Raw genomic sequence first — 22,851 nt, forward strand, 5'->3', positions numbered from 1 at the left:
GATCGTTTAGTCGTCGATGAGAGCTCCTGCAGTAGTCTTACTCTCAAGCGCTCTAGGCTACTCCATATTGCCCGCGACGCGCAGCGGAGCGGCCACGGCGAGCATTCCGTTGCTTATGGGGCAGGGATTACTTGTTAGTGGGCTTAACCGGGGGCAGCGTCGACCACGGGAAATTAATCCACTTATCTGTGTATTTCCATACGTAGTCAGATTTAATGACCGACTGAGGCTTTTCGTAAATAACCGCGGTGCGGGACTCTTTGACCGTTTCTTTGCAGAATTCCTGCACGAGCTCCAGTGTTTTTCCAGTATCGGCGACGTCGTCGGCAATGAGGACTTTCATTCCCGTGAGATCTACTGCGTCCGGAGTGGGTGGCAGCATGATGGGCGTCTCCAGACGCTCATTGATGCCGGTATAAAACTCGACGTTGATGACCGATACGTTCTTAATCCCCATGGCGTAGCCCAGCGCGCCACCGATCAGCAGCCCGCCGCGCGCGATGGACAAGATGAGGTCAGGCTCGTAATCATCAATGACTGTTTGAGCGAGCTCACGCATGGCGCAACCGAACTTTTCGTATGTGAGCTCTTCGCGATCGCCTTCGGTTGCTCCGTCGATAACTGGGCCCTTGTTTTTGTCTGATGAGTTCGTTGACGCCGTCATATCCTTGTCCTCGTTGTCGCAGGGAACTGATCCGTGCCAGCACGTCGGCCGAACGATCGACGAGTCACACTGGCTCCGGCTGGAAAGCCGTGTACCGATTGTAAAACAGACCGTCGCGTCACAAGGAATAGGAGAGTGGGCTAGAGAAACGTAGAGGCCGTCGCTCTACATCGCTCTAGACCAATTTATGTTTCACTACGTTTCGATCATATCTTTGTGCTTAGTTTCTGGGATTACCCAAATAGCAATCATGGATATCACAGTGGTGGCGGCGAGGTATAGGCCGACCATGTCGACACTGAACCGTGTGACCAGCCATGTTGCGATGAAGGGCGCGATGGCAGCTCCCAGAATTGACGCAAGGTTGTACGCAATTCCCGAGCCGGTATAGCGGACGTTAGTGGGGAAAAGCTCGGGCAGAACTGCGGACATCGGGCTGAAAATACAACCCATCACACCCATTCCCACGATGAGGAAGATCAATACGGTCATTTTGTTCGCTGACTCGGAATTCAGCAACACGGGGAGCAAGGCCGCGAAAATGAGCATGGCGACCGATGACGTGAGTAGTGATTTCCGACGACCCCGTTTATCGGCGCCCAGGGCCGCAAATGGGATGGTTCCCATAAACATCAATACAGAGATCAGCTGTAGAACAAGGAATTCTTCGTAGGGAATTCCCAACCCGGCCGAGTCCTCAGGTTTCCCAATGCCGTATGACAAAATCCACGTCGTAATGAGATAAAAGAGCGTGTAGCACGACACCATGACTAAAGTGCCTTGGATAATTTGGACCCATGACGTTTTGAAGACTTCTGCCAGTGGTGCGTCGACCCGCTTTCCAGATTCAACGGCTTTCTTGAAGACCGGGGTTTCTTCTAACGAGAAGCGAACCCATAGGCCGATGATGACCATGACTGAAGAGAAGAGGAACGGAATACGCCATCCCCACGACATGAATGCGCCAGACGTGTCACCGATGGTGTAACCCAATGTGGTTGCGAGGATGAGGAAGGATCCGTTGGCCACCAGGAAACCAATCGGCGCTCCCAATTGCGGCCACATCGCAGCCCACGCTCTTTTATCTTTTGACGCGGTTTCTGTGGCCAGAAGTGCTGCCCCCGACCATTCTCCACCAAGGCCGAGCCCCTGGCTGAACCTCATGAGTGCTAATAGTGCAGGTGCGAATAAGCCAATGGTCTCGTACGTCGGTAATAAACCGATGATAAATGTCGCTATACCCATGGTGAGCAGCGAGGCAACCAGTGTCGCTTTGCGGCCGATTCGGTCGCCGAAGTGTCCAAAGATCACCGATCCGAGTGGCCGACCTAAGAAAGCGAGCCCGAACGTCGCAAAGGATGCGAAAAGTTTAACGGTCGGGTCGTCATTATCTGGAAAGAATAAATAGGGAAAAACAGCTACCGCAGCTGTGGCGTAGACATAGAAATCATAAAATTCGATTGTTGTTCCCACCATAGATGCGACGATAATTTTCCGACGCATCGACGGGTCTGTCATTGGGGAGACTGTACCAGGGGAGACAGTAGTGGAACCCGGCGCTCGGGTAGCAGAAGTCACGCGAATAGTCCTTATTACTCAATACATGCTTTAGGTATGTACATGCTTCACGTATTTATGGGCAGATGACTGATATAGCGAAGAGGTTGGCTATAGGACCTTGGATGACTAGTAGGCAGGGGTGGCGCCATCTAGGCACGTCAAGTAGGCATAGGATACTTTCCCGAAATACGAAAAACAAGTCTCATATAATGGAATTCTTTAATGCGACTTTGTCCATCCGACTAGCACCGAGCCGAGCGCAGGCCTACTATTCCCTCTCGTGGCAAAAAGAGGGATAGGTGGGCGCTCGCTCAATCCGACACAGTTAGTGTCCATCGGGTTCTTTGGGCTTATCGTTATCGGCGCTCTAGCGCTGATGATGCCGTTTTCCAGTGTGACGCACACGGTGACTGATCCATTAACAGCAATTTTTACGTCGACGTCGGCCGTCTCGCTGACAGGGCTGACTGTCGTGGATACGGGAGGCCACTGGAGCACCACGGGCAAGATCATCATTGCCACCCTCATTCAGCTCAGTGGCTTGGGGATCATGAGTTTGACCTCGTTAGCTGGGATGATTCTCACGGGGCGGTTCGGTCTTCGACTGCGGATGAATGCCGCTGCGGAAGGACGCACACTATCTATTGGCGACGTGAAGTCCACTCTCATTGCCACCCTCGGTTTTACAGCCTTGGTCGAAGGTGCTGTGACTCTGATGTTGGCATCGCGATTTGCCAATAAGTACGGAATGTCGGTTGATCGCGCCATGGGGGAAGGTCTTTTCCACGCGATTTCATCATTTAACAACGCGGGTTTCGGCCTCAGGAAAGACAATCTTGTTCCGTATGCTGCGGATGCGTGGATCCTCCTACCCTTGGCCGGTTCCATCATCATTGGCGGTTTGGGCTTCCCGGTCCTTCGTGAACTGGTCACGCGGCTGAGGATCCGCCTATCACGTGGCTGGAACTGGTCCAACCGAGACAAGCGACTTGGCCATCTCAGTGTGACGTCGCGCCTGACGCTCATCGGAACCGCCGCTTTGCTCTTAGGCGGCTGGCTTGTGATCGGCGTCTTGGAATGGAACAAAGCCATGTCCGGAATGCCGATAGGTGAAAAAATTCTCACCGCGTTTTTCCAATCCGTGACCCCCCGTACCGCGGGTTTCAATTCAGTGGATTACGGGCAGTTTCATCCGTCGACACTTTTTATCACTGACATTTTCATGTTCATCGGTGGTGGTTCGGCAGGAACCGCGGGTGGCATTAAAATCTCAACGCTTCTTGTTCTAGTGGCAGCGATGATTGCAGAATTCCGTGGTGAGACTGACACCGTCATTGGCCATCGAAAAATCTCGTATTCGGTTGTCCGGCAGGCGATGACAGTATTCGCGTTGGGAATCATGTTGGTCGCGGTCGGTGTCATCTCGTTGATGTTGATCGAAAACAAGTTCACTGGTTCCCAAATTCTGTTTGAAGTCACCTCAGCATTCGGCACCGTCGGTTTGACCACGGGTATCACACCGTCATTGCAGGGCTCGTCGCAAATTATTTTGTGCTTCATTATGTATCTGGGCCGCATCGGTCCGATCACCTTGGTCACCGCACTAGCTGGTCAGGATAAAGCGCGACGTTTCTCGTATCCAGAAGAACGACCGTTCATTGGTTAAACGTCATTGGTTAGACGCTGGAACGAGAGTAGTTTTTAAAGACCTGACGCGGTGGAAGAGCGTCGTCCGTCCATGTCAGGATTAGTAAAATCGCAACTAGGGGAGGACAATCCCGATGGTGCATTTCTTTTCATCAACAACCCGTCCGAAGATGAATCTCGCGCCGGTCGTTATTGTCGGTTTAGGCCGCTTCGGCTCCGCAATGGCTAGGGAACTGACGGACCACGGCGTCGAAGTGATGGGAATAGACAGTCGGCAGCGAATGGTCCAGAATGCGGCCGATATCGTCACGAATACTGCCGTCGCTGACTCTACTGATATTGAGGCTCTCCGCCAGTTGGGTGTTGATCAGGTTGGCCGCGCTGTTGTTGCGATTGGGTCGAACCTTGAGGCCTCCATCTTGACCGCGTCAAACCTCATGGAGCTCGGGGTTAAGGATGTCTGGGCCAAAGCAGACTCTAAGGCCCATGGACGGATTTTGACTCAGCTGGGAGTTCACCATGTGGTCCGCCCAGAGGCCGATACTGGTCGTCGGGTCGCGCACATGCTGGGAGGTCATATCCAGGAATTCGTGCAGTTCGACAAGGGTTACAGCATGATCATGACCAAGCCGAACAAAGTGCTTCTTCGCGATCCACTGGATAACCGACGCTTGTGGGAGGACTACAAAGTGCACGTTGTCTCAGTACGGAGCGACGGTGGCCAGTGGGTTCCGGCGACCGATGGCCGTGATTTTGAATCTACGGATGCGCTGATCCTGGCAGGAAGCCCAGAGCGGATTGAAACATTTGCCCGGAAATAGCGTGAAGGATGCCGTTACCGACCATCCAGCGACGGTCGGTTCTTTCCGGTCGGCCTTCTCTTCGTGGGGTCGGTTCCGTACGGAGGTCTTCGGCGGGTTGGTGACCTCGCTCGCTCTCATCCCCGAGGTCATTTCTTTCTCGATCGTTGAGGGCGTCGATCCGCGAGTTGGCTTATTCACATCCTTCGTCATGTGCGTGGCGATCGCTTTTACCGGCGGCAGGCCCGCGATGGTCACGGCGGCGGCAGGATCAGTGGCGCTCGTCATGGCCCCGCTGGTGAAAAACCACGGAGTGGAGTATCTGGTTCCCGCGGTCTTGTTGGCGGGACTGATCCAGATTGCTTTGGGGCTCGGTGGCGTCGCGAACTTAATGCGCTTTATTCCGCGAAGCGTGATGAACGGGTTCGTGAATGCCCTGGCTATCCTCATTTTTCTTGCCCAACTCCAGCACGTCATTCATGTGCCGTGGATGGTTTATGTGTTGGTCGCCATAAGCCTTGCCATTATGGTTGTCTGGCCGCGCGTGAATAGAGTCATTCCAGGTCCCTTGGTGGCCATTGTGGTTGTGACAGCGTTGGCCATTCTGGGGCATATCGACGTTCCCACCGTCCGTGATCAGGGAGAACTGCCCCATGGGGTGCCGTCCCTGATCATTCCGGATGTGGTGTTCGGGTTCCGCCATTTCGGGGTTATCGCGCCGTACGCGCTGGGGGCTGCCATCGTCGGTCTCATCGAGTCGTTGCTGACCGCGAAACTTGTTGATGACATCACGGACCAGCACTCTGATAAAACGAGGGAGTCATGGGGGCTGGGGATTGCGAACGTCGCTAGTGCCTTCGTCGGAGGTCAGGGCGGTTGCGCGATGATCGGGCAAACCATGATCAATGTGCGCCATGCTCAGGCTCGTACGCGCCTCTCGACGCTTCTCGCCGGCGTATTTCTCCTCGTTCTTGTGGTTTCGCTAGGGGAGATCGTTGGGCAAATCCCGATGGCCGCGCTCGTCGCCGTGATGTTCGTCGTCGCCTTTTCGACGATGGATTGGCACTCGGTCGACCCGAGAACGCTCCGGAGAATGCCGCTGAGCGAGACAGCGGTCATGGGTGCGACAATTATCGCGACAGTGGTGACCAATAACCTCGCGGTCGGCGTCGTGTGTGGGGTAGTGGGGGCCAGCGTGATGTTTGTTCGTCGCGTGGCCCATATGGTGACGGTGGAGCAGGTGGACCATTCTCCGGAGACCAGCCGATACAGGGTTCGGGGACAGTTGTTTTTTGCGTCGAGTAATGACGTGGTGTTCAGCTTTAATTACACTGACCCCGCGAAAACTATCGAAATCGATGTCTCCGAGGCCGAAGTGTGGGATTCTTCCGCCGTATCAGCTTTGGAATCTATCGCTTACAAGTATCGCCAGCGCGGTAAACATGTTCAGGTTGTGGGCGCGACGGGCGCAAGCTTAGAGCGTCTACGTCGGTTGTCGTCACTGACGATCGTGGACGAGTAGTTCTCAGATAGGCAGGGGTGCGAATGTGTCGTTCTCTGCCTTGGAGAGCACAATAAAACTGTGAATGAAATAGGTAGTTCCCATCGTGTTCACCAGTTACAACGGCGTATTCGTTTTATTGTCGCGTTTACGATTGCGTACAACGTGGTCGAAGCTGTGGTAACAGTGAGCGCGGGACGGCTTGCTTCCTCTGGCGCCTTGGTAAGTTTCGGCCTCGATTCGACGATTGAGGTTGCTTCTGCCGTAGCAATTGCGTGGCAATATAGCCGACGAGACCCTGAGCGGTGGGAGAAGCCCACGCTGCGGTTGATCGCGTGGTTGTTTTTCTTGCTGGCCGCGTATGTCACTGTGGAGTCAGTGATCGCTTTGGTGAATCATCGGGAACCTGATCACAGCGCTGTTGGCTTGGGCATGGTGATAGCAAGTGTCATCATCATGCCTCTCGTGTCCTTTCTTGAAAGAGACGCAGGGCGAGCCTTGGGCTCGTCGAGTGCAGTGGCTGACTCTAAACAAACTTTGGTGTGCGCGTACTTGTCAGTGGCGGTGCTGGTCGGCTTGGCTGTGGATTGGCTCTTCGGATGGTGGTGGGCGGACCCTGTAGCTGCTTTGGTTGTGGCTGCTCTTGCTCTTCATGAAGGTAAGGAAGCGTGGGAAGGGGATTCGTGTGCTGCCTCGTCCCATGAAGCGCTTGCTGCCACTGAAGGATAGCTGCTTAGAAGTGCGTCATTTTTACTCATTCCGCGCACGCAAGGCCTGGGACCACTTAATGGCCTGCCTTGTACGAAGGATCGAGCGCTCATAGATCGCCGACGCGAACCAGATCGCTAGTGCGGTCGCCACGAGCAGGATACCGAGGGAGAGCAGATGATCCCAGATCGTGCCCTGGCCCAAGAACACGCGCAGTGGCGTTGCTACCGGGGCAGAGAAGGGGATAAGCGCCATGATCCGCAGGGCCTCTGGGTTGTCGTTGAAGAAGATCACCGCGACGTACGGGATCATTATCAGCATCATCACAGGCATCGACGTCGAACCGATGTCCTCTTGACGAGAAACGAGGGAGGCGGCCGCGGCGTAGAGGGAAGCGATCATCACGAAACCGATCGCGAACAGCAACACGAACCACAGGATCGGTGCTCTGAGGCCGTCGAGCGGTAGAACGGAGTTGTTAAACCGCATGCCCAGTAGAAGGCCCCCGGCGATCAGCACCACTTGCAAGAAAGCCATCACGGAGTTACCGATGACTTTGCCAGTCATGAGGGCCTTCGCCGGGATTGTCGCGAGAAGAATCTCTACGATGCGAGACTGTTTTTCCTCGATAACTGAGACTGCGATCTGTTGGCCGTAGATGATAGCGATCATAAAGAACGCGATGCCGAACCCGAAGGCGATGAAATATCGTACGCCTGGGTTAGGGGCGTCTGGATCTAGTAACTCCACGTTCGGAGACACCGCCAGAGCCTGGACCATATTCTCTGGCGTGGAGTCCAGCCCGACGACGGTGATGCCGGCAGGGGATGACTTGTCCGTGATCACCGCGGCGTCCGCTTCGCCGTTACGTACGGCGTCCTTTGCAGCTTCCGCGGAGTCCACGACCTGAGGCTTGTAGGAGTCGCCAAGACCTTGTACCACCTGGGACGTTTCGGCGGTCACGGCCACTTTCTTCCCGTCGCCATCAAAGAGATCGCCCAAGCGCGGAGCCAAAAGCACACCCAGCATGAGCAGCCCGAGCACGATCACCGTGGTAACCACGAACGCTTTGGACATCATCTTGACCTTCATCTCACGGCCAGCCACCAGGCCGACGGCAGTCCAAAACGACGTACGCTCGCCACTGCCGGAGGTGAGATGACCGTTCTCATCAACCGGGGAGGAGTGGGGCTGGGGCGAGGCGTTCATCGGGTGACCTCCGTGAAAATCTCATGCAGGGAATGGCGGACAGGGCCGAAACTGTGGATGGGGCCGCGGGAGGTGGCCTCCCGGAGAACCTCGTTGGCGACGTCCACCGAGTCGGTGTGGAATCGGACCTGCCCCTCGTCGGAACTAGTGATTGTCACGCCGGGTATTGAGTGAATCCAGTCGGTGCCCGCCGTGGTGACGAGCTCCCATTCGGCCTCGGTGTGCTGCTCGATGAGTTCATCGCGGGTGCCGCTGGCCACCACGCGACCGTCGGCGAGAATGATGAGCACATCGCAGAGTCGTTCCACGACGTCCAGCTGGTGGGAGGAGAACAGGACGGGGATACCGGTGTCGGCAGTCTCTTGCAATACCTGCAGAGTGATGTCCACTGCGTGCGGGTCCAGGCCGGAAAATGGTTCGTCTAGGACAAGAGCGCTGGGCTCGTGTACTAATGCAGCGGCCACCTGAGCGCGCTGCTGATTGCCGAGAGAAAGTTCTTCGAGCTTGTCTTTCGCACGGTGGTCGAGGTCCAACCGTTCCAGCAGGTTCATCGCCCGGGTCTTCGCGGCCTTCGCCGAGGATCCGTGCAGGCGCGCAAGATAAACGAGCTGGTCAATCACTGGCATTTTTGGGTAGAGGCCGCGTTCCTCGGGCATGTAGCCAATGCCCGCGCGGTAATCGCTGGTGATGGGTTCTCCATCCACGAGAATCTCACCTGAGTCGTGGGAGAGTACGCCAAGCAGGATGCGCATAGTGGTGGTCTTGCCAGCACCGTTGCCGCCCACAAAGCCTGTCATTAGCCCAGGTTTAATATCAAACGATAAATCGTGGAGGGCGCGCTTGCCGCCAAAACTTTTATTGAGCCCTCGGACGCTGATCATGTCGCCAGGATATAGGACGGGTCTAGGGCCGGCCACCGGACGACGGTAAATCGGCGATCGCCAGGCTGAAGACGAAAACACGTGTTTTCGTATGGTCAGATATCTTTAACCTTTTCCCATGATTCGATGGGGCTCTCAATAACAGCGAATAGCGGATGAGCTGGGGGGAATAGTTAGATTTTCGTCACTGTCAGTGGGCTGGAGATAACTGTTGAGAGTGGACGACAACCACTCGGGATCTCGGTTGGCCACCTTTGTACCGAGGAAACGGAGTTCGTAGCGGAGCTGGCCTGTTGTTACAGGTATTGAATTCTGAGTTTGTGCGGTCTGGGCTATATCGTCCGAGCTATAAGCGATACGGTCGCGGTTAAAGTTATAGCCACGAGAGTCAGCTTCATCAGCGAGTGCGTGCAAATATGTCGCAACTGATAACACGGGATTGTCGGTGGCTTTAAACCTTTCCAGTTGTGGATGGTTCGTGTAGCCCTTGGTGAGTCCGCGGAGAACTTTTTGTGCGAGTAAAGTTTCCCGCCAACATGCGACGAGTCCGCGACGGTCGAGCAGGCGGGGGTGTAGTGACCAGATGCGCATAGTTTCAGTATGCCTTGCAATCACAGTGTGGAGTACCGGACCTCGGTAACGAGGTATCCGTAAAGTGACATAATGTAGATTATCGGCTAAATATATTGTGGTGTTTTACCGCAGGGTGCGGATGATGCGCACCCAACAGGCCTCAATCGCAGATCTCCGAAGGCGCACTCTCCCTAACACTCTTTCTGTCACAGTGACTTAATAATCGTGTGTAACTAGATGTCGTACTCGCACGGCCACGCATCACCAAGGCGCACAACATCAAGACTTCGGTGATCGTCATTGAGTGGGCCGCTGCTTATTCTTCGAGCGATACACCTGGCGCAGCTGGACGATGGTGAGTACGAACAACACCGCGAAGACAACCAATATGATCCACAACTTCTGAATAAGCGCGATCACGATGAGAACGGCCAAGACTGCTAATCGCAGCCACCGTGTCCAAATTAGTGTTTCGTCACTCATTACTGCTTCTCCATAGTCAGCAGCAGATTGATCTCGCCTGTTTCGTCAATCTTGGCTGCGACGAATTGTGGCGATTCAATGTCATAGTCGCGCCTATTAATCGGAATAGTACTCGAAACAATCAGTTTCTTACCCGTACGCAGTGCTTTTAGTTTGACGTCGATGTCTTTTTTCACCCCGTGAATTTCCATCGTTCCCGGCACAGTAATCTCATCGGCGTGCCCGTCGCCTGGCAACGATGAAACGTCGACTGGGCCTTTGATTGTGAACACTGCCTTCGGGAACTCGTCAGTGTTCAGGATGGTCCGTCGGACATTGATATCGCGTTTCTCAACATCACTGGAAATCGACGTCAGATCAGTAGTTGCCGATCCTTCTGTCAACTTTTGATCCGACACGGTGAATGATCCGTCAACTTTATTCGTTGACCCACTTGTTTCCTTGGACTTACCAGGAAGAATCTCGTGGAACGTATATCCGGCAGATGTTGCGTTCTTCCCTGAACCCCGCACAATCTTCCAACTGCCGTTGATATCAGTGCTTGCTGCCTTGGCATCGCCGTCTGTTAGCGATTCAGTTTTTGTCCCCCGGTCGGTAACCGCTTTATAAACGACCGGCCCAACAGATGCTAAGACAATGGTGACAATTGCTATGACAACCAATGTGATCCAAGGCTTCTTCATAAGCGCCATGGTACTAGCCGCAGGTATTTATGTATTAGCTTGCTCAACGCCCAGGCGGATGGACTCGATATCTCGCGCTAAGGACACAAGATCCCCAGTCATGGCGGCAAGCTCGCTTGACGTTGCGCCTTCTTGCGCAGCCGTGTTGATATCCTCTGCAGCGCAGCGTAACTCAAAGAGTGAATCGAATAGGTATTGTGCTTTCTTGCCCCGCAAGACGATGTCCGAGTCCGATATTCCGACTCCACGCCCCTCATGGCGCTGCTCATAGGCTCGTTGTCGGCAGGATCGTGAGCAATATTTAGGTTTGCGTCCACGCCCCGAGTATTCGACTGGGTTCCCGCACCACTGACAACGGACTTCCTGTGTTGAACGTTCCTTTTCCATCATTATCTTCCATCATTATCCGTGGTCTATGACGCTTAATGATCGACGTTATGTACCAATCATGGAACAGATCTGCCGCTAACATCGTTGTATGTAACGACGGTTATAATGAGTAACTGGTTTCTTTAGACCTTAGCGCGACATTACGCTCAAGTTGTAAAGCTTTACCAGTACTACCCCAATGACGTAAGGACTGATTCCCCGCATGGCAGATCGTGTTCTCCGTGGCAGTCGAATGGGCGCCGTTTCCTACGAAACGGATCGCGACCATGATCTAGCCCCTCGGCAGCTTGTCAAGTACCGCACCGAGGACGGAAAGATATGGGAAGTTCCTTTTGCCGACGACGCTGAAATCCCAGGTGAATGGCCGTGCCAGAACGGCAAAATCGGTGAGCTCGTGGAAGGCGAAGGCACAGAAGCAAAGCCCGTCAAACCACCCCGTACACACTGGGACATGCTTCGCGAACGTCGCAGCATCGATGAGCTTGAAAAGCTTCTCAACGAGCGTCTCGACATGCTCAAGCAGCGCCGCCGTATCGCTGCCAAGATGATGAAGGAACAAAAAGAAGCCGAAGAGAAAGTCAAGTCGAAGTAACTCGGCTCTCCCTCGCCTTTTCACAAACGGATCCGGTCTCCCCCACGACTATTCGCAGTCAGAGGCCGGATCCGTTTTCGTCGCAACTATTACGAGTTGAAACGTCGCTTTTGTTTCTCGATTAGCTCATGCACTTCGTGCTTGATCAAGCGCTTCGACGACGTGAACAGCTCTTTCGCCTGCTTGCTTCGATACGCCACTCCCCACTTGGTTACCTCAAGGAGGGAATCTTTCACGAAGTTCCCGGAGAGCTTTGACTCCCCTAGCTCGCGCTCCGTGAAGGTAATCGGCATCTCCCGAACATCAAAGCCCTGCTGGAGAATCCGCCAGGCAAGGTCCGTTTGGAAGATATAGCCCGCGTTACTCAGCTCGTCGAGATCGACGGCCTCGAGCACAGACCGTCGATAAGCCCTGTAACCAGCGGTAATATCGCGAATTCCCGCGCCCAAGACGACATTGATGTACGTGTTTCCACCCCGGGATAGGAATTGGCGATACGCGGGCCAATTCACGGTTTCCCCACCCGGCACATACCGCGAACCAATCGTCAGGTCCGCACCATCATTGACCGAGTCGAGCAAAAGGTGGAGTTGCTCAGGAGCGTGGGAGCCGTCGGCATCCATCTCACAGATCACGTCGTAATTCTGATCAAGCCCCCACCGGAAACCAGCGACATACGCTGCGCAGAGGCCTTCTTTCCCCTTGCGGTGCAAGACGTGGATATGGGAATCATCGGATGCCATCTGGTCAGCAAGATCACCAGTGCCATCGGGGCTATTGTCATCGACGACCAAGACGTCTACGCGGTCAGGCTCTGCTTTGCGCAAACGGCCCACGATGAGGGGCAAATTATCCTTTTCGTTGTACGTCGGGATGATGACCAACGTGTTGTCGCTCGGTTGAGTCAACGGTGATCCTCTCTCTTTATAACTACTTTGACTTTACCCGCTGTGGCTTCCGTTGTGAGATAGCGGCACCCAGAGCCACGACAACACCAAGCCCGCACAGTGTCCACTCGATGATCGTCGCCGAATAGGAAGCAATGGTTCGCGTCGAACGGAGTGGAAGCTGGGCATGCAGAATCCCCTCCGTGAAAATCTGGGTGCGTTCAGACACTCGACCGTCTGGCCGAATGATAGCGGACACGCCCGATGTCGCGGCAACGACCGTGGCGCGGTCATATTCCACAGAACGTAACCGGCTCATCGCCAACTGCTGGTAGGACATGTCCGTAAAGCCAAAGGTCGCGTTATTCGTCGGGACTGTGAAGATTTGCGCACCACCCTCCACAGCATGTTGGAAGGCGCCATCAAACGCGACTTCATAACAAGTGCCGACGCCCACTGGGATGAGAGCATTCGTTTTGCCCGACCGAACGTGGACGACGCCGTTATCGTCGCCAGGACTGAAATTCCCCGCCATATCCACGTACGACGAGAAGTGCCGGAAAAAATCCCTCCATGGCATGTATTCCCCGAATGGTTGGAGATAGACCTTATCGTGCCTCTCCCCTGGCCCGGTTTCTGGATCCCAGACGACAACAGTGTTGCGCTCCTGATCGCCCGGGTGTGTGAGCGTCCCGACGAGAATCGGGACCCCAACAGCTTCCGCTGCTTGTTGAATCTCATCCCGGGCAAGAGGGTCGATAAAAGGATCGACGTCCGACGAATTCTCCGGCCACACAACAAAATCTGGCTTCGGCGATTTATGGTTCTCAATGCGACGAGCCAAGGCCAGCGTGGCGTCACGGTGATTGGCTAAGACCGCACGCTGCTGGTCATTGAAATCGAGCCCCAACCGCGGGACATTGCCTTGCACGACCGCGACCGTCACCAGATTCTCGGGTGACGACGAATCACTAGCGCGGTAGTAGGTGATACCTGATTCTTTGGACACCATCTGTATCGATTGTGCCTGGGTACCTGACTCGTGGGCTTCTGCCCCGTTTTCTGTCCCGTTGTCCGACCCCGCGACATCGTTCGACTTCGCAAAAGAGTCAATGCGCTCGGTCGAAGGATTCGGCCCCGCATCCACTTGCGACCAGGCCAATCCCGCAACGATGGGAATAACAAGAGTAATGACCAAGCCCGGGATCCATATCCGGCGGAAAATGATGGCTATTCCGACCCCCATCGTCACCGTTGCCACAGTGATCAGTGCAGGTCCACCAATTCGGGCAAGAGAAAGCAAGGGGCCAGAGACCTGTCCCCACGCAAGCCGAGTCCATGCGAAGCCACCGAAGGGCCAATGCGACCGTGCATACTCGACAGCGAGATACCACGTGGGAATCCCAATGACAGTAAAGAGGAACTCGTTGGCGGTAATCGAACGATGGACTCGAACACGGCCACGACCGCTTAAACGATCCTCCGAGGAGGAACCCTTCTTCGACGTCGAGCCCTCTCGGGCAGCCTTCGAGCTCCCCTTCTGAGGGCGAGCAGATGATACACGCGGCTCCCGCTTCCGGGCAGCACGCCCGGCGCGGAGGAGAAAGACAGTTCCCGCGCCGAATGCCAGTGAATATAGGGCTTCGACGATGGATAAGGCGATCCATGGTAGCGAACCGACGTATTCCCCGATCCAGGGCAGGTAGAAGAGGTAGGTGATGAGCCCTTGGGTGAAGGCGATGAGGGCGCCGAGCCACGCGCCGGGTGCGGGTGATTTATCGCCCCATGGTTGGAGGGCGATGATCAGCAAGGCAATGCCGAGTGGGGCTGCGAGCCATAGGCCGTTTGGTTCGTATGACGCGTAGACGCACAGCCCTGCGAATGCGGCGAGCGAGAGTCGTATGACTGTGTAGAGGAATCGCTTGCCGTAGTCGGCTCTGCGTGTGGTGTCGTACAGGCCGGGTGTGTGCGCTGCCTCGTCCCATCGGGGTGTTGATCGTGGACGCGGTGTAGGCATGGCGTCAAGATTACTACTTGGTGGGCCTGTACTCGGTTATCTCGGTGGCGGTATTTTTAGCGGTCTTCCATTTCTCCTTCGGTTTCTAGGAGGGCTTCGGTGAGTGCGTCGAGGCGGTCTTGGTCGGGGTTTTTCCATAGTCCGCGTTGGGCGGCTTCGAGGAGCCGTTCGGAAATGTCGTGGAGTGCCCATGGGTTGGATTCGCGGAAGAATTCCCGGTTTTCTTCGTTTTCGACGTATTCCTGGGTGAGTTGTTCGTACATCCAGTCGTCCATCATCCCCGCGGTGGCGTCGTATCCGAAGAGGTAGTCGACGGTTGCTGCCATTTCGAATGCGCCTTTGTATCCGTGGTTGCGCATTGCTTCGACCCAGCGGGGGTTGACGACGCGGGATCGGAAGACGCGCCGGGATTCTTCGTGGAGTGTTCGGGTGCGGATGGTGTCGGGGCGGGTGGAGTCACCGATGTAGGCTTCGGGTGATTGGCCTGAGAGTGCTCGGACTGTGGCGACCATGCCGCCGTGGAATTGGAAGTAGTCGTCGGAGTCGGCGATGTCGTGTTCGCGGGTGTCCGTGTTTTTTGCGGCTACTTGGATGCGTGTGTAGGCCTGTTTCATGTCGTCGGCGGCGGGTGCGCCGTCGACTCCGCGTCCGTAGGCGTAGCCTCCCCAGGTGCTGTAGACCTCGGCGAGGTCGTCGTCGCTGCGCCAGTTTCCTGCGTCCATGAGTTCGAGGAGGCCTGCGCCGTAAGTGCCGGGTTTTGATCCGAAGATGCGGCGGTGTGCCCGTTCAGCCGGGGTTCCGTTGGCTGTGTCTTCGTTGACGTGGGTGGCGACGTAGTTCATGTCGGCGGGTTCGTCGAGGGCGGCGACCATTTGGACGGCGTCGTCGAGAAGGGCGACGACGTGGGGGAAGGCGTCTCGGAAGAAGCCGGAGATGCGGACGGTGGTGTCGATGCGGGGCCGTCCGAGTTCTTCGAGTGGGATGACTTCTAGCCGTGTGACGCGTCGGGATACTTCGTCCCATATTGGTCGGACGCCGAGGAGTGCGAAGACCTCGGCGATGTCGTCGCCAGAGGTGCGCATGGCGGAGGTGCCCCAGGCGCTGATGCCAACGGAGACGGGGTATTTTCCGTCGTTGTCCTGTTTGTAGCGTTCGATGAGGCTGTCGGCGAGGAGTTGTCCGGTGTCCCAGGCTAAGCGTGAGGGAATTGCTTTGGGGTCGACGGAGTAGAAGTTTCGGCCGGTGGGCAGGGTGTTGATGAGCCCTCGGAGGGGTGATCCGGATGGGCCGGATTCGATAAACTTCCCGTCGAGTGCTCGGAGGACTTGGTCTAGTTCGCGGCTGGTTTGGCGCAGCCGGGGAACGATCTGCGTGGTGGTGAAGTGCAGGATGTTCCGAACGGCGGAAACATCTGCGCTGTCTGGGAGGCCGGGCTCGCGGCTAATGTCGTCCAGGACCGTATCGACGGCGTTATCATCCCAGTTGTGGTCTGCCAGGGAGGTTACGAGTGCCGACGCGATGTTCTCGATGTCATCGGTGCGGTGCCGTGTTTCGGAACCGTCCTCGTTGAGGCCGAGAGCCTCGCGAAGCCCGGGAAGTGTGTTGATTCCGCCGAAGATTTGTCGAGCGCGCAGCATGGCCAGGACAGTTTCGACGAGCTGCTTGCCTTCGGGTGCATGTGAGAGGATGTGCAGCCCGCCGCGAATCTGGGCGTCCTTGATTTCGCATAGCCACCCATCGACGTGCATGAGCATGTCGTCGAAGACGTCTTCGTCGGGGCGTTTCTCCCAACCGAGGTCTTGATCCATTTTTGCCGCGGTCAGCAGTGTCCAGATTTCTTGTCGAATAGCCGGCAGCTTCGCGGGGTCCATGGCGGCGATGTTGGCGTGCTCATCGAGGAGCTGCTCGAGCCGGGTGATGTCCCCATAGCTTTCGGCGCGGGCCATGGGCGGGATGAGGTGGTCGACGAGGGTGGCGTGAGCGCGGCGCTTCGCCTGAGTGCCCTCCCCCGGGTCATTGACCAGGAAGGGGTAGATCAGGGGCAGGTCGCCGATGGACTGGTCGGTGCCGGAGTCTGGCCCGAGAGCAACGGTCTTGCCGGGCAGCCACTCCATGTTGCCGTGTTTTCCGACGTGGACGATCGCGTCGGCGCCGAAGCCGTGACGGTCCGGGGTGCGGCGGATCCACTCATAGGCTGCGAGGTAGTGGTGGTTCGGGGCCAGGTCGGGGTCGTGGTAGATGCCGACGGGGTTGTCGCCAAATCCGCGGGGTGGCTGCACCATCACAACGATGTTCCCGAAGCGTAGCCCGGCTAGGTAAATATCTTTCGTCTCTGGGTGGACATAGAGGTCCCCGGGGGCCTCTCCCCAGGTCTCAATCATGTCTTTCTGGAGGGATTCCGGAAGAGTGTCGAAATACTCCTGGTAGTCGGCTGCTGAAAGGCGGAGCTCATTGGCCGCCATCACCTCGTCGGTGAGCCAATCGGGGTCTTGGCCGCCAGCGTCGATGAGCGCGTGCATAAACGCGTCCGAGTTCTCGCTGGTTTCGTTGCCCGAGTCAAGCCAGCCGGGAATCTTGGACGTATCCCCCAGGTCGTATCCCGCGTCGTGGAGGGCGTGGAGCAACGCCAACACGGAGGCCGGAGTGTCCAGGCCGACGGCGTTACCGATCCGGGCGTGCTTCGTCGGGTACGCCGACAGCATCACCGCGATGCGCTTGGAAGCATTTGCTTTATGACGCAATACCGCGTGTCGATCCGCGATGCCCGCCAGACGTGCGCACCGCTCCGGATCGGGGTTATACGAAATGAGGCCGTCGTCGCCAATTTCTTTGAATGAGAACGGGACAGTAATGATGCGCCCATCGAACTCCGGGACTGCGATTTGGGTAGCAACATCCAGCGGTGAGGCGCCGTCATCATTGTCTTCCCACGTGCTGCGCGAGCTGGTTAGAGCGAGCCCCTGGATAACGGGGAGATCGAGCTCCGCCAAGGCGGAGACGTCCCATGCTCCGTCGTCACCGCCGGCTTGTGCGGTGGCAGGTTTTGTTCCGCCCGCCGCGAGAACCGTTGTGATCAGAGTGTCCATCGTCCCGAGGAACTGGAGGAGATCATCGGACGCCTGACGAAGCGACGCCGTGAAAATTGGGACTGGTACTGCTCCACGGTCGGCGATGGCCTCGCATAGCGCGTCGATATAGCGGGTATTGCCAGCTAGATGCTGGGCGCGATAATACAAGACGGCAATGCGTCGAGCCTCAGACTCCCCCTCAGACTGAAGGCCTGCCGTGCGGTTATCTTCCCAGCCTTCTAGTATTCCCCATTCAGGCAGATGGATTGGGGCGTCGAAACCTAGGCCGGTGAGAAGCAGAGTATCGGACAGGAAATTATGAAGGTTGATGAGGTTATTTTTCCCGCCCTCGGCAAGATAGCGGTGGGCGGTGGTGACCACATTCGACGGCGCAGTGGACAGCTCTGTGAGCTCTGCGTCCATAGTCTGTTCACCCGACACGGCAATAGTCGGAATACCTGAGGTGAGAAGCTTATTCAGCCCCTCTTCCCAGGCCCGCCGTCCACCCAAGAGCCGGACGATAATGATGTCTGGCTGGGAACCCGTAGCCCCACCGGATCCCGGAATAGGTGTGCCACCGAGGAGCGCATCAACATCGTCAAGCATCAATCGCGCCGGATTTGCCCAGCGGAACTCCACGTCGGGGTGCTCATTGGCCGCTTTTGCCGTAAGCAGATCGGTGTCAGAAGTGGACAGCAGAAGAATCATGTTTTCCTTTCCGGATACCGCGCCGGACGTTGTTCATATACGGGGTCTGGCTTGACAGTGGCGCGACCGCTCCCTGAGGGATTCCCGTTTCCCGCAACTATCTTAGAGGTCGGGGTGGCTATCGGTGGCTACGACCTTTCATCGAGGTCTCATAATACTTTGACGCTGCGTGCACGGGGGTACGGTAGAAACCATGCACAGTGACGGTACTCAGACGACGACTCGGAATCGGGGAGACATGTGCCCCGGTACATTGCGTCTTTTTACTGCATCCGACGGGATGATCGGCCGCGTTCGGTCCCCCGGCGGGGATATCCAGCCGCACCAATGGACGGCATTAGGCGCTATGGCTGACGACTTGGGGGACGGCGATGTCCACATCACGTCGAGAGGAAATATCCAGATCCGTGGTGTGGAATCGGTTGATGACTTTGCTTCTGCTGTGGCTGAGGCAGGATTGCTGCCATATCCACGGCATGACCGGATGCGTAATTATCTTGCCTCTCCCCTGTCAGGGCGATCCGGCTCTGTCGGCGATGTGCGCTCCTTGGTCCGTGCTGTTGACCGCGAGCTCATTCAGTATGACGACACGGCAGATCTCCCTGGCCGAACCCTCTTTGCTTTCGACGACGGACGTGGCGACGTGATTGCAGAGCGCCCGGATTTCGGAGTCATCGCGACGACGAAGACGCGACCGTCAGATGCTCATGACTTCTTCGACGTCGTGATCGGCGGAGATTACCTGGTTGGGTCGCTCCCCCGGGCCCGCGTGGTGGATAGTGTCGTCGAGTTGGCGCGCCAATGGCAGGCCCGGCGCGGTAAGAATTGGCGGATCGAGGAGACTCCCGGCGCGGCTGAGGATCTTGCTCAGTGGGCTCGTGAGAACCTTGTGGGCCTGGAGGATCCGGTTCATGATGTGCTTCCGGTGTATGAGGAGTCTGCCGACAATGAGTTGGGCTTGCGTCAGCCGATGGGGTGGATTGATCAGGATGATGGGCGCGTGAGTTTGGCTTGTGTGTTGCCGTTTGGCCGGATGGATTCGGCGTGTGCGCGTTTGTTGGGGGCTGTGGGTAAGCCTTCGACGGTGACGTGTTGGCATGGTGTGGTGGTTCATGATTTGACCCCTGCTGAGGCGGATGAGGCTGTGCGTTTTTTGGCTCCCCGCGGTTTGGTTTTCGATGCGGCGTCGCCGTTGGCTCGTGTGACAGCGTGTACGGGGTTGCCTCAGTGTCGGAAGTCTCGTGATGATGTTCGTTCTGATGCGGTGCGGGCTATTAATGCTGGGTCCTTGCCTGGTGGGCGTGTGCATTTTGTGGGGTGTGAGCGTCGTTGTGGTGCGCCGAATATGGATTACACGGAGTTCCTTGCTGAGGGCGATGGTGTTTATGAGACCTCGGAGGTGACTCATCATGCCTGATGATGTGGGGTCGGCAAGTTCAGAAAGGGCTGGTGGTGCGGTGTATAGCCGGGATCGCTATGTTTCGTTGGGGAATGATATTTATCGACGTTCGTTCGCGATTATTCGTGATGAGAGTGATTTGAGTCGTTTTACTCCCGACGAAGAGACCGTGGCGGTGCGGATGATTCACGCAGCCGGGGATGTGTCCTTGGCCGACGACATTGTGTTTTCCGACGGTGCTGTCCGGGTGGGGCGTGCTGCCTTGGAGTCGGGTGCGCCGATTTTTACGGATGTTCGGATGGTGTCGAGTGGTGTGACGCGTCGGCGTCTTCCCGCGGATAACGACGTGGAGTGTTTGCTGAATACTCTGGGTGTTGCGGAGAAGGCGCGTGAATTGTCGACGACGCGGTCGGCGGCGGCTATTGACTTGTGCGCGGATCGGTTGGGTGGCGCGGTGGTAGCGGTGGGGAATGCTCCTACTGCGTTGTTCCATCTGATGGATGTGTTGGCTGCGTGTCCTGATCTGAAGCGGCCGGCGGTGATTATCGGCATTCCTGTTGGTTTTGTGGGTGCGGCCGAATCGAAGTCTGAGCTGGAGGAACGTGCCGAATCGCTGGGTGTTGAATTTATTACGGTTCGTGGGCGTCGTGGTGGTTCTGCGATTACGTGTGCTGCGATTAATGCTTTGGCCCGGCGGAATGAGCTCATGGATGAGCCTCAGACTCCGACGAAAGGCGCGGCGGATAGTAACGACGCCGCCATCAAAGGTGAGGCGGAAGTCCGGTGACAGAGTCGGGGCATTTGTACGGTGTTGGGCTAGGCCCGGGCGATTCAGGCCTGGTGACTGTTGCGGCTGCGAAGATCATTGGGTCGGCCGATGTGGTGGCATTTCATGCTGGCACGCATGGTCATTCGACGGCGCGTGGTATCGCTGCTCCGTATTTGGCGAGTGACAATCCAGATCAGATTGAGGAGCTACTCACGTACCCGGTGACGACGGGCGTCGCTGACCATGCTGGGGGCTATGCGGGAGCGTTGGGCGAGTTTTATGCCAGCGCCACCGCTCGATTGGCTCACCACCTTGACCAGGGGCGTTCTGTCGCAGTTCTCAGTCTCGGGGACCCCATGCTGTATAGCTCCTACCAGCACCTTCATCGCGCTTTAGCGGACCGCTACCCCACTACCGTTATTCCTGGGGTCACATCGATCACTGCTGCCGCAGCCTCCGTCGGGCGCCCATTGGTCGAAAAGGATGAAACGCTGGGGGTTATCCCGGGAACATTATCTGAAGATGAGCTGGTGCAGCGGTTATCACAGTCTGACGGTGCCGTCGTGATGAAGTTGGGGCGAACATTTCCGACGGTGCGCCGGGCGCTGGTGCAGGCCGGTCAGGCTGATCGCGCCTATGTTGTTGTGCGGGCCACGATGGAGGGCGAGCAGGTCATTCCTCTGCTCGAGCTGGCCCCCGCTGCCGTGCCGTATTTCGCTGTCGCTGTGGTGCCCTCACCAACTGATAGCGAATTGCGGCGATCGACAGAAGGATCGGTGGAAAGAAGTAAATGACAATGGAACACACATCAATGGGCGAGGTCGTTGTTATCGGACTGGGGCCCGGCAACTCTGAGTGGATAACTCCGGAGGCATCGGAAGAATTGGCCCGAGCCACCGATGTGGTGGGCTACTCCACATACGTCAAGCGTGTTCCTGAAATCCCAGGTCAGCGGCGGCATCTCTCGGACAACAAAGTCGAAGCAGTTCGGGCGGCCATGGCTTTGGACATGGCCCGGCGCGGTAGCCGGGTGGCTGTGGTGTCCTCTGGCGATCCCGGGGTGTTTGCGATGGCTGCTGCTGTTCTTGAGACGGCAGATGATGATCAATGGCGCGATGTTCCGGTGAGAATTGTGCCGGGAATGACGGCGGCCCAAGCGGTGGCGAGCCGCGTGGGGGCACCATTGGGCCACGATTTTGGCATGGTGTCGCTGTCGGATCGGTTGAAGCCCTGGGATGTGGTGGTCAAACGCGTTCGTGCTTTGGCAGGCGCGGATATGGCCTTTGCTGTCTATAACCCGGCGTCGAAGTCGCGGCGATGGCAGGTCGGTGCCTTGCGGGATATCGTACTGGAATTTCAGAAGCCAGATACCCCGGTGATCGTGGCCCGGGCGGTGGGGTCTGCAGATGAATCAGTAACCGTGACGACGTTGGCGGAGCTAGACCCCGATGTCGTGGACATGCGGACGATGCTGATCGTGGGAGCATCGACAACACACGTGTACGACGGGCCCGATGGTCGCCGCGTCTTTACCGCTCGACATTATGAGGCGCCCGCTACAGACGACTGAGTTCCCACGCCAGGGGCATCAAAGATGATTGAGCGCTTTGACGGCTTCATCCGCTGAGGTCACCACCCATGAGGCCGGCAGTGGTGGCCGATCAACGATAATGACGGGAATATTAAGGCTCCGTGCGGCCTCAAGTTTGGGATAGGTTGATCCCCCGGAGTTCTTGGTGACGACAACATCGATTTGGTTGTCAATGAGCGTCTTCTTCTCCGAGGAGAGGCTGAAGGGCCCGCGGTCAAGAATAATGCGGTGGCGGGCGGGCAACGGCGCCGACGGTCGTTCGACGCTGCGGATGACGTAGAGGTTATCAGTGTCGTCGGCAAAAGGAGCGAGTTGCTGCCGGCCGATCGTCAGAAAAACATGAGCGAAACGCTGAGCCTTCAGCGCTGCCTCACGCATGGTGGAAACGTGAATCCACCGATCCCCCGGCTGCTCCTCCCAGGCGGGGCGATGAAGCGCCAACAAGGGAACGTGCGTCGCACGAGCTGCCTCATAAGCGGAGGTACTAATGCGCTCGGCAAAGGGGTGCGTGGCGTCGACAATAACGTCAACTTTTTCGTCGAGTATCCACCGTGCCAGACCGGATGGCCCGCCGAAACCGCCGATACGGACCTCCCCCGCGGGAAGTCGTGGATGTTTCACTCGCCCAGCTAACGACGTCGTGATATGCCACCCTTTATTGACTAAAAGAGTAGCGAGTTCTCGGGCTTCAGCGGTTCCACCAAGTATGAGAGCGCGCATA

The 22,851-nt window shown here is 56.8% G+C and carries 18 protein-coding genes and 2 pseudogenes; 8 read left to right on the forward strand and 12 right to left on the reverse strand.

All coding sequences use genetic code 11. From position 1 onward, the window contains the following. Positions 1-127: 127 nt before the first annotated feature. Positions 128-664 (reverse strand): phosphoribosyltransferase, encoded by a 537-nt coding sequence (locus CKROP_RS04345; RefSeq protein WP_012731523.1) that lies wholly within the window; start codon positions 662-664, stop codon positions 128-130. 195 nt (positions 665-859) lie between these two features. Next, the gene (locus CKROP_RS04350) at positions 860-2,182 is read right to left on the reverse strand and encodes an MFS transporter (protein ID WP_237698443.1); all 1,323 of its coding nucleotides are present in this window, start codon (positions 2,180-2,182) and stop codon (positions 860-862) included. A gap of 322 nt (positions 2,183-2,504) precedes the next feature. On the opposite strand from CKROP_RS04350, the gene CKROP_RS04355 reads away from it, so the two are divergent. From CKROP_RS04355 to CKROP_RS04370, 4 genes are all read left to right on the forward strand, one after another. Then, complete coding sequence (locus CKROP_RS04355) at positions 2,505-3,890, forward strand: TrkH family potassium uptake protein (RefSeq protein WP_012731525.1); 1,386 nt, start codon at positions 2,505-2,507, stop codon at positions 3,888-3,890. 115 nt (positions 3,891-4,005) lie between these two features. Further along, positions 4,006-4,692, forward strand: a complete 687-nt coding sequence (locus CKROP_RS04360; RefSeq protein WP_012731526.1) for a potassium channel family protein — start codon at positions 4,006-4,008, stop codon at positions 4,690-4,692. Next, on the forward strand, positions 4,670-6,193 hold the full coding sequence (locus tag CKROP_RS04365; RefSeq protein WP_052292357.1) for a SulP family inorganic anion transporter: 1,524 nt from the start codon (positions 4,670-4,672) through the stop codon (positions 6,191-6,193). Before CKROP_RS04360 ends, CKROP_RS04365 begins: the two co-directional genes overlap by 23 nt. 60 nt (positions 6,194-6,253) lie before the next feature. Then, positions 6,254-6,901, forward strand: a complete 648-nt coding sequence (locus tag CKROP_RS04370) for a cation efflux transmembrane domain-containing protein (RefSeq protein WP_012731528.1) — start codon at positions 6,254-6,256, stop codon at positions 6,899-6,901. 21 nt (positions 6,902-6,922) lie between these two features. Here CKROP_RS04370 and CKROP_RS04375 read toward each other — a convergent pair whose 3' ends face one another. The 6 genes and pseudogenes from CKROP_RS04375 to CKROP_RS04400 all read right to left on the reverse strand — a co-directional run bounded on the left by CKROP_RS04375 (position 6,923) and on the right by CKROP_RS04400 (position 11,099). Then, on the reverse strand, positions 6,923-8,089 hold the full coding sequence (locus CKROP_RS04375; RefSeq protein ID WP_012731529.1) for an ABC transporter permease: 1,167 nt from the start codon (positions 8,087-8,089) through the stop codon (positions 6,923-6,925). Then, positions 8,086-8,970, reverse strand: a complete 885-nt coding sequence (locus CKROP_RS04380) for an ABC transporter ATP-binding protein (protein ID WP_012731530.1) — start codon at positions 8,968-8,970, stop codon at positions 8,086-8,088. The genes CKROP_RS04375 and CKROP_RS04380 overlap by 4 nt, the downstream gene beginning before the upstream one ends. 95 nt (positions 8,971-9,065) lie before the next feature. After that, positions 9,066-9,561, reverse strand: a pseudogene (locus CKROP_RS04385) (pyrimidine dimer DNA glycosylase/endonuclease V). 279 nt (positions 9,562-9,840) lie between these two features. Further along, complete coding sequence (locus CKROP_RS04390) at positions 9,841-10,026, reverse strand: hypothetical protein (protein ID WP_012731532.1); 186 nt, start codon at positions 10,024-10,026, stop codon at positions 9,841-9,843. After that, positions 10,026-10,709, reverse strand: a complete 684-nt coding sequence (locus tag CKROP_RS04395) for a YceI family protein (RefSeq protein WP_052292467.1) — start codon at positions 10,707-10,709, stop codon at positions 10,026-10,028. Before CKROP_RS04395 ends, CKROP_RS04390 begins: the two co-directional genes overlap by 1 nt. A 27-nt stretch (positions 10,710-10,736) precedes the next feature. Then, positions 10,737-11,099 (reverse strand): hypothetical protein, encoded by a 363-nt coding sequence (locus tag CKROP_RS04400; protein WP_012731534.1) that lies wholly within the window; start codon positions 11,097-11,099, stop codon positions 10,737-10,739. Between the two features lie 202 nt (positions 11,100-11,301). Here CKROP_RS04400 and CKROP_RS04405 point away from each other — a divergent pair, with 202 nt between their 5' ends. Next, positions 11,302-11,691, forward strand: a complete 390-nt coding sequence (locus CKROP_RS04405; RefSeq protein ID WP_012731535.1) for an RNA polymerase-binding protein RbpA — start codon at positions 11,302-11,304, stop codon at positions 11,689-11,691. An 89-nt stretch (positions 11,692-11,780) separates the two neighbouring features. Here the strand turns inward: CKROP_RS04405 and CKROP_RS04410 are convergent, their stop codons facing one another. Genes CKROP_RS04410 through cobN form a run of 3 tightly spaced genes read right to left on the reverse strand, consistent with a single transcriptional unit; the run spans position 11,781 to position 18,371 of the window. Next, positions 11,781-12,599, reverse strand: a complete 819-nt coding sequence (locus tag CKROP_RS04410; RefSeq protein WP_012731536.1) for a polyprenol monophosphomannose synthase — start codon at positions 12,597-12,599, stop codon at positions 11,781-11,783. Positions 12,600-12,621: 22 nt separating this feature from the next. Then, positions 12,622-14,595: an apolipoprotein N-acyltransferase gene (gene lnt, locus CKROP_RS11685; protein ID WP_012731537.1), complete on the reverse strand. Its 1,974-nt coding sequence runs from the start codon at positions 14,593-14,595 to the stop codon at positions 12,622-12,624. A 56-nt stretch (positions 14,596-14,651) separates the two neighbouring features. Next, positions 14,652-18,371: a cobaltochelatase subunit CobN gene (gene cobN, locus CKROP_RS04420; protein ID WP_012731538.1), complete on the reverse strand. Its 3,720-nt coding sequence runs from the start codon at positions 18,369-18,371 to the stop codon at positions 14,652-14,654. Positions 18,372-18,564: 193 nt separating this feature from the next. Here cobN and CKROP_RS04425 point away from each other — a divergent pair, with 193 nt between their 5' ends. The 3 genes and pseudogenes from CKROP_RS04425 to cobJ all read left to right on the forward strand — a co-directional run bounded on the left by CKROP_RS04425 (position 18,565) and on the right by cobJ (position 22,109). Further along, a complete protein-coding gene (locus CKROP_RS04425) occupies positions 18,565-19,788 on the forward strand; it encodes a ferredoxin-like domain-containing protein (protein ID WP_012731539.1) in 1,224 nt (407 codons plus the stop codon). After that, positions 19,781-20,557 (forward strand): precorrin-8X methylmutase, encoded by a 777-nt coding sequence (locus CKROP_RS04430; RefSeq protein ID WP_012731540.1) that lies wholly within the window; start codon positions 19,781-19,783, stop codon positions 20,555-20,557. The genes CKROP_RS04425 and CKROP_RS04430 overlap by 8 nt, the downstream gene beginning before the upstream one ends. Next, positions 20,554-22,109 (forward strand): annotated as a pseudogene (gene cobJ / locus CKROP_RS04435) (precorrin-3B C(17)-methyltransferase). The gene CKROP_RS04430 and the pseudogene cobJ overlap by 4 nt, the downstream one beginning before the upstream one ends. Positions 22,110-22,127: 18 nt before the next feature. Here cobJ and CKROP_RS04440 read toward each other — a convergent pair. Continuing rightward, positions 22,128-22,850, reverse strand: a complete 723-nt coding sequence (locus CKROP_RS04440) for a cobalt-precorrin-6A reductase (RefSeq protein ID WP_041628808.1) — start codon at positions 22,848-22,850, stop codon at positions 22,128-22,130. Position 22,851 lies beyond the last annotated feature (1 nt).

Origin of the sequence: Corynebacterium kroppenstedtii DSM 44385, assembly GCF_000023145.1 — a bacterium.
In the GTDB taxonomy this organism is placed as follows: Bacteria; Actinomycetota; Actinomycetes; order Mycobacteriales; family Mycobacteriaceae; genus Corynebacterium; species Corynebacterium kroppenstedtii.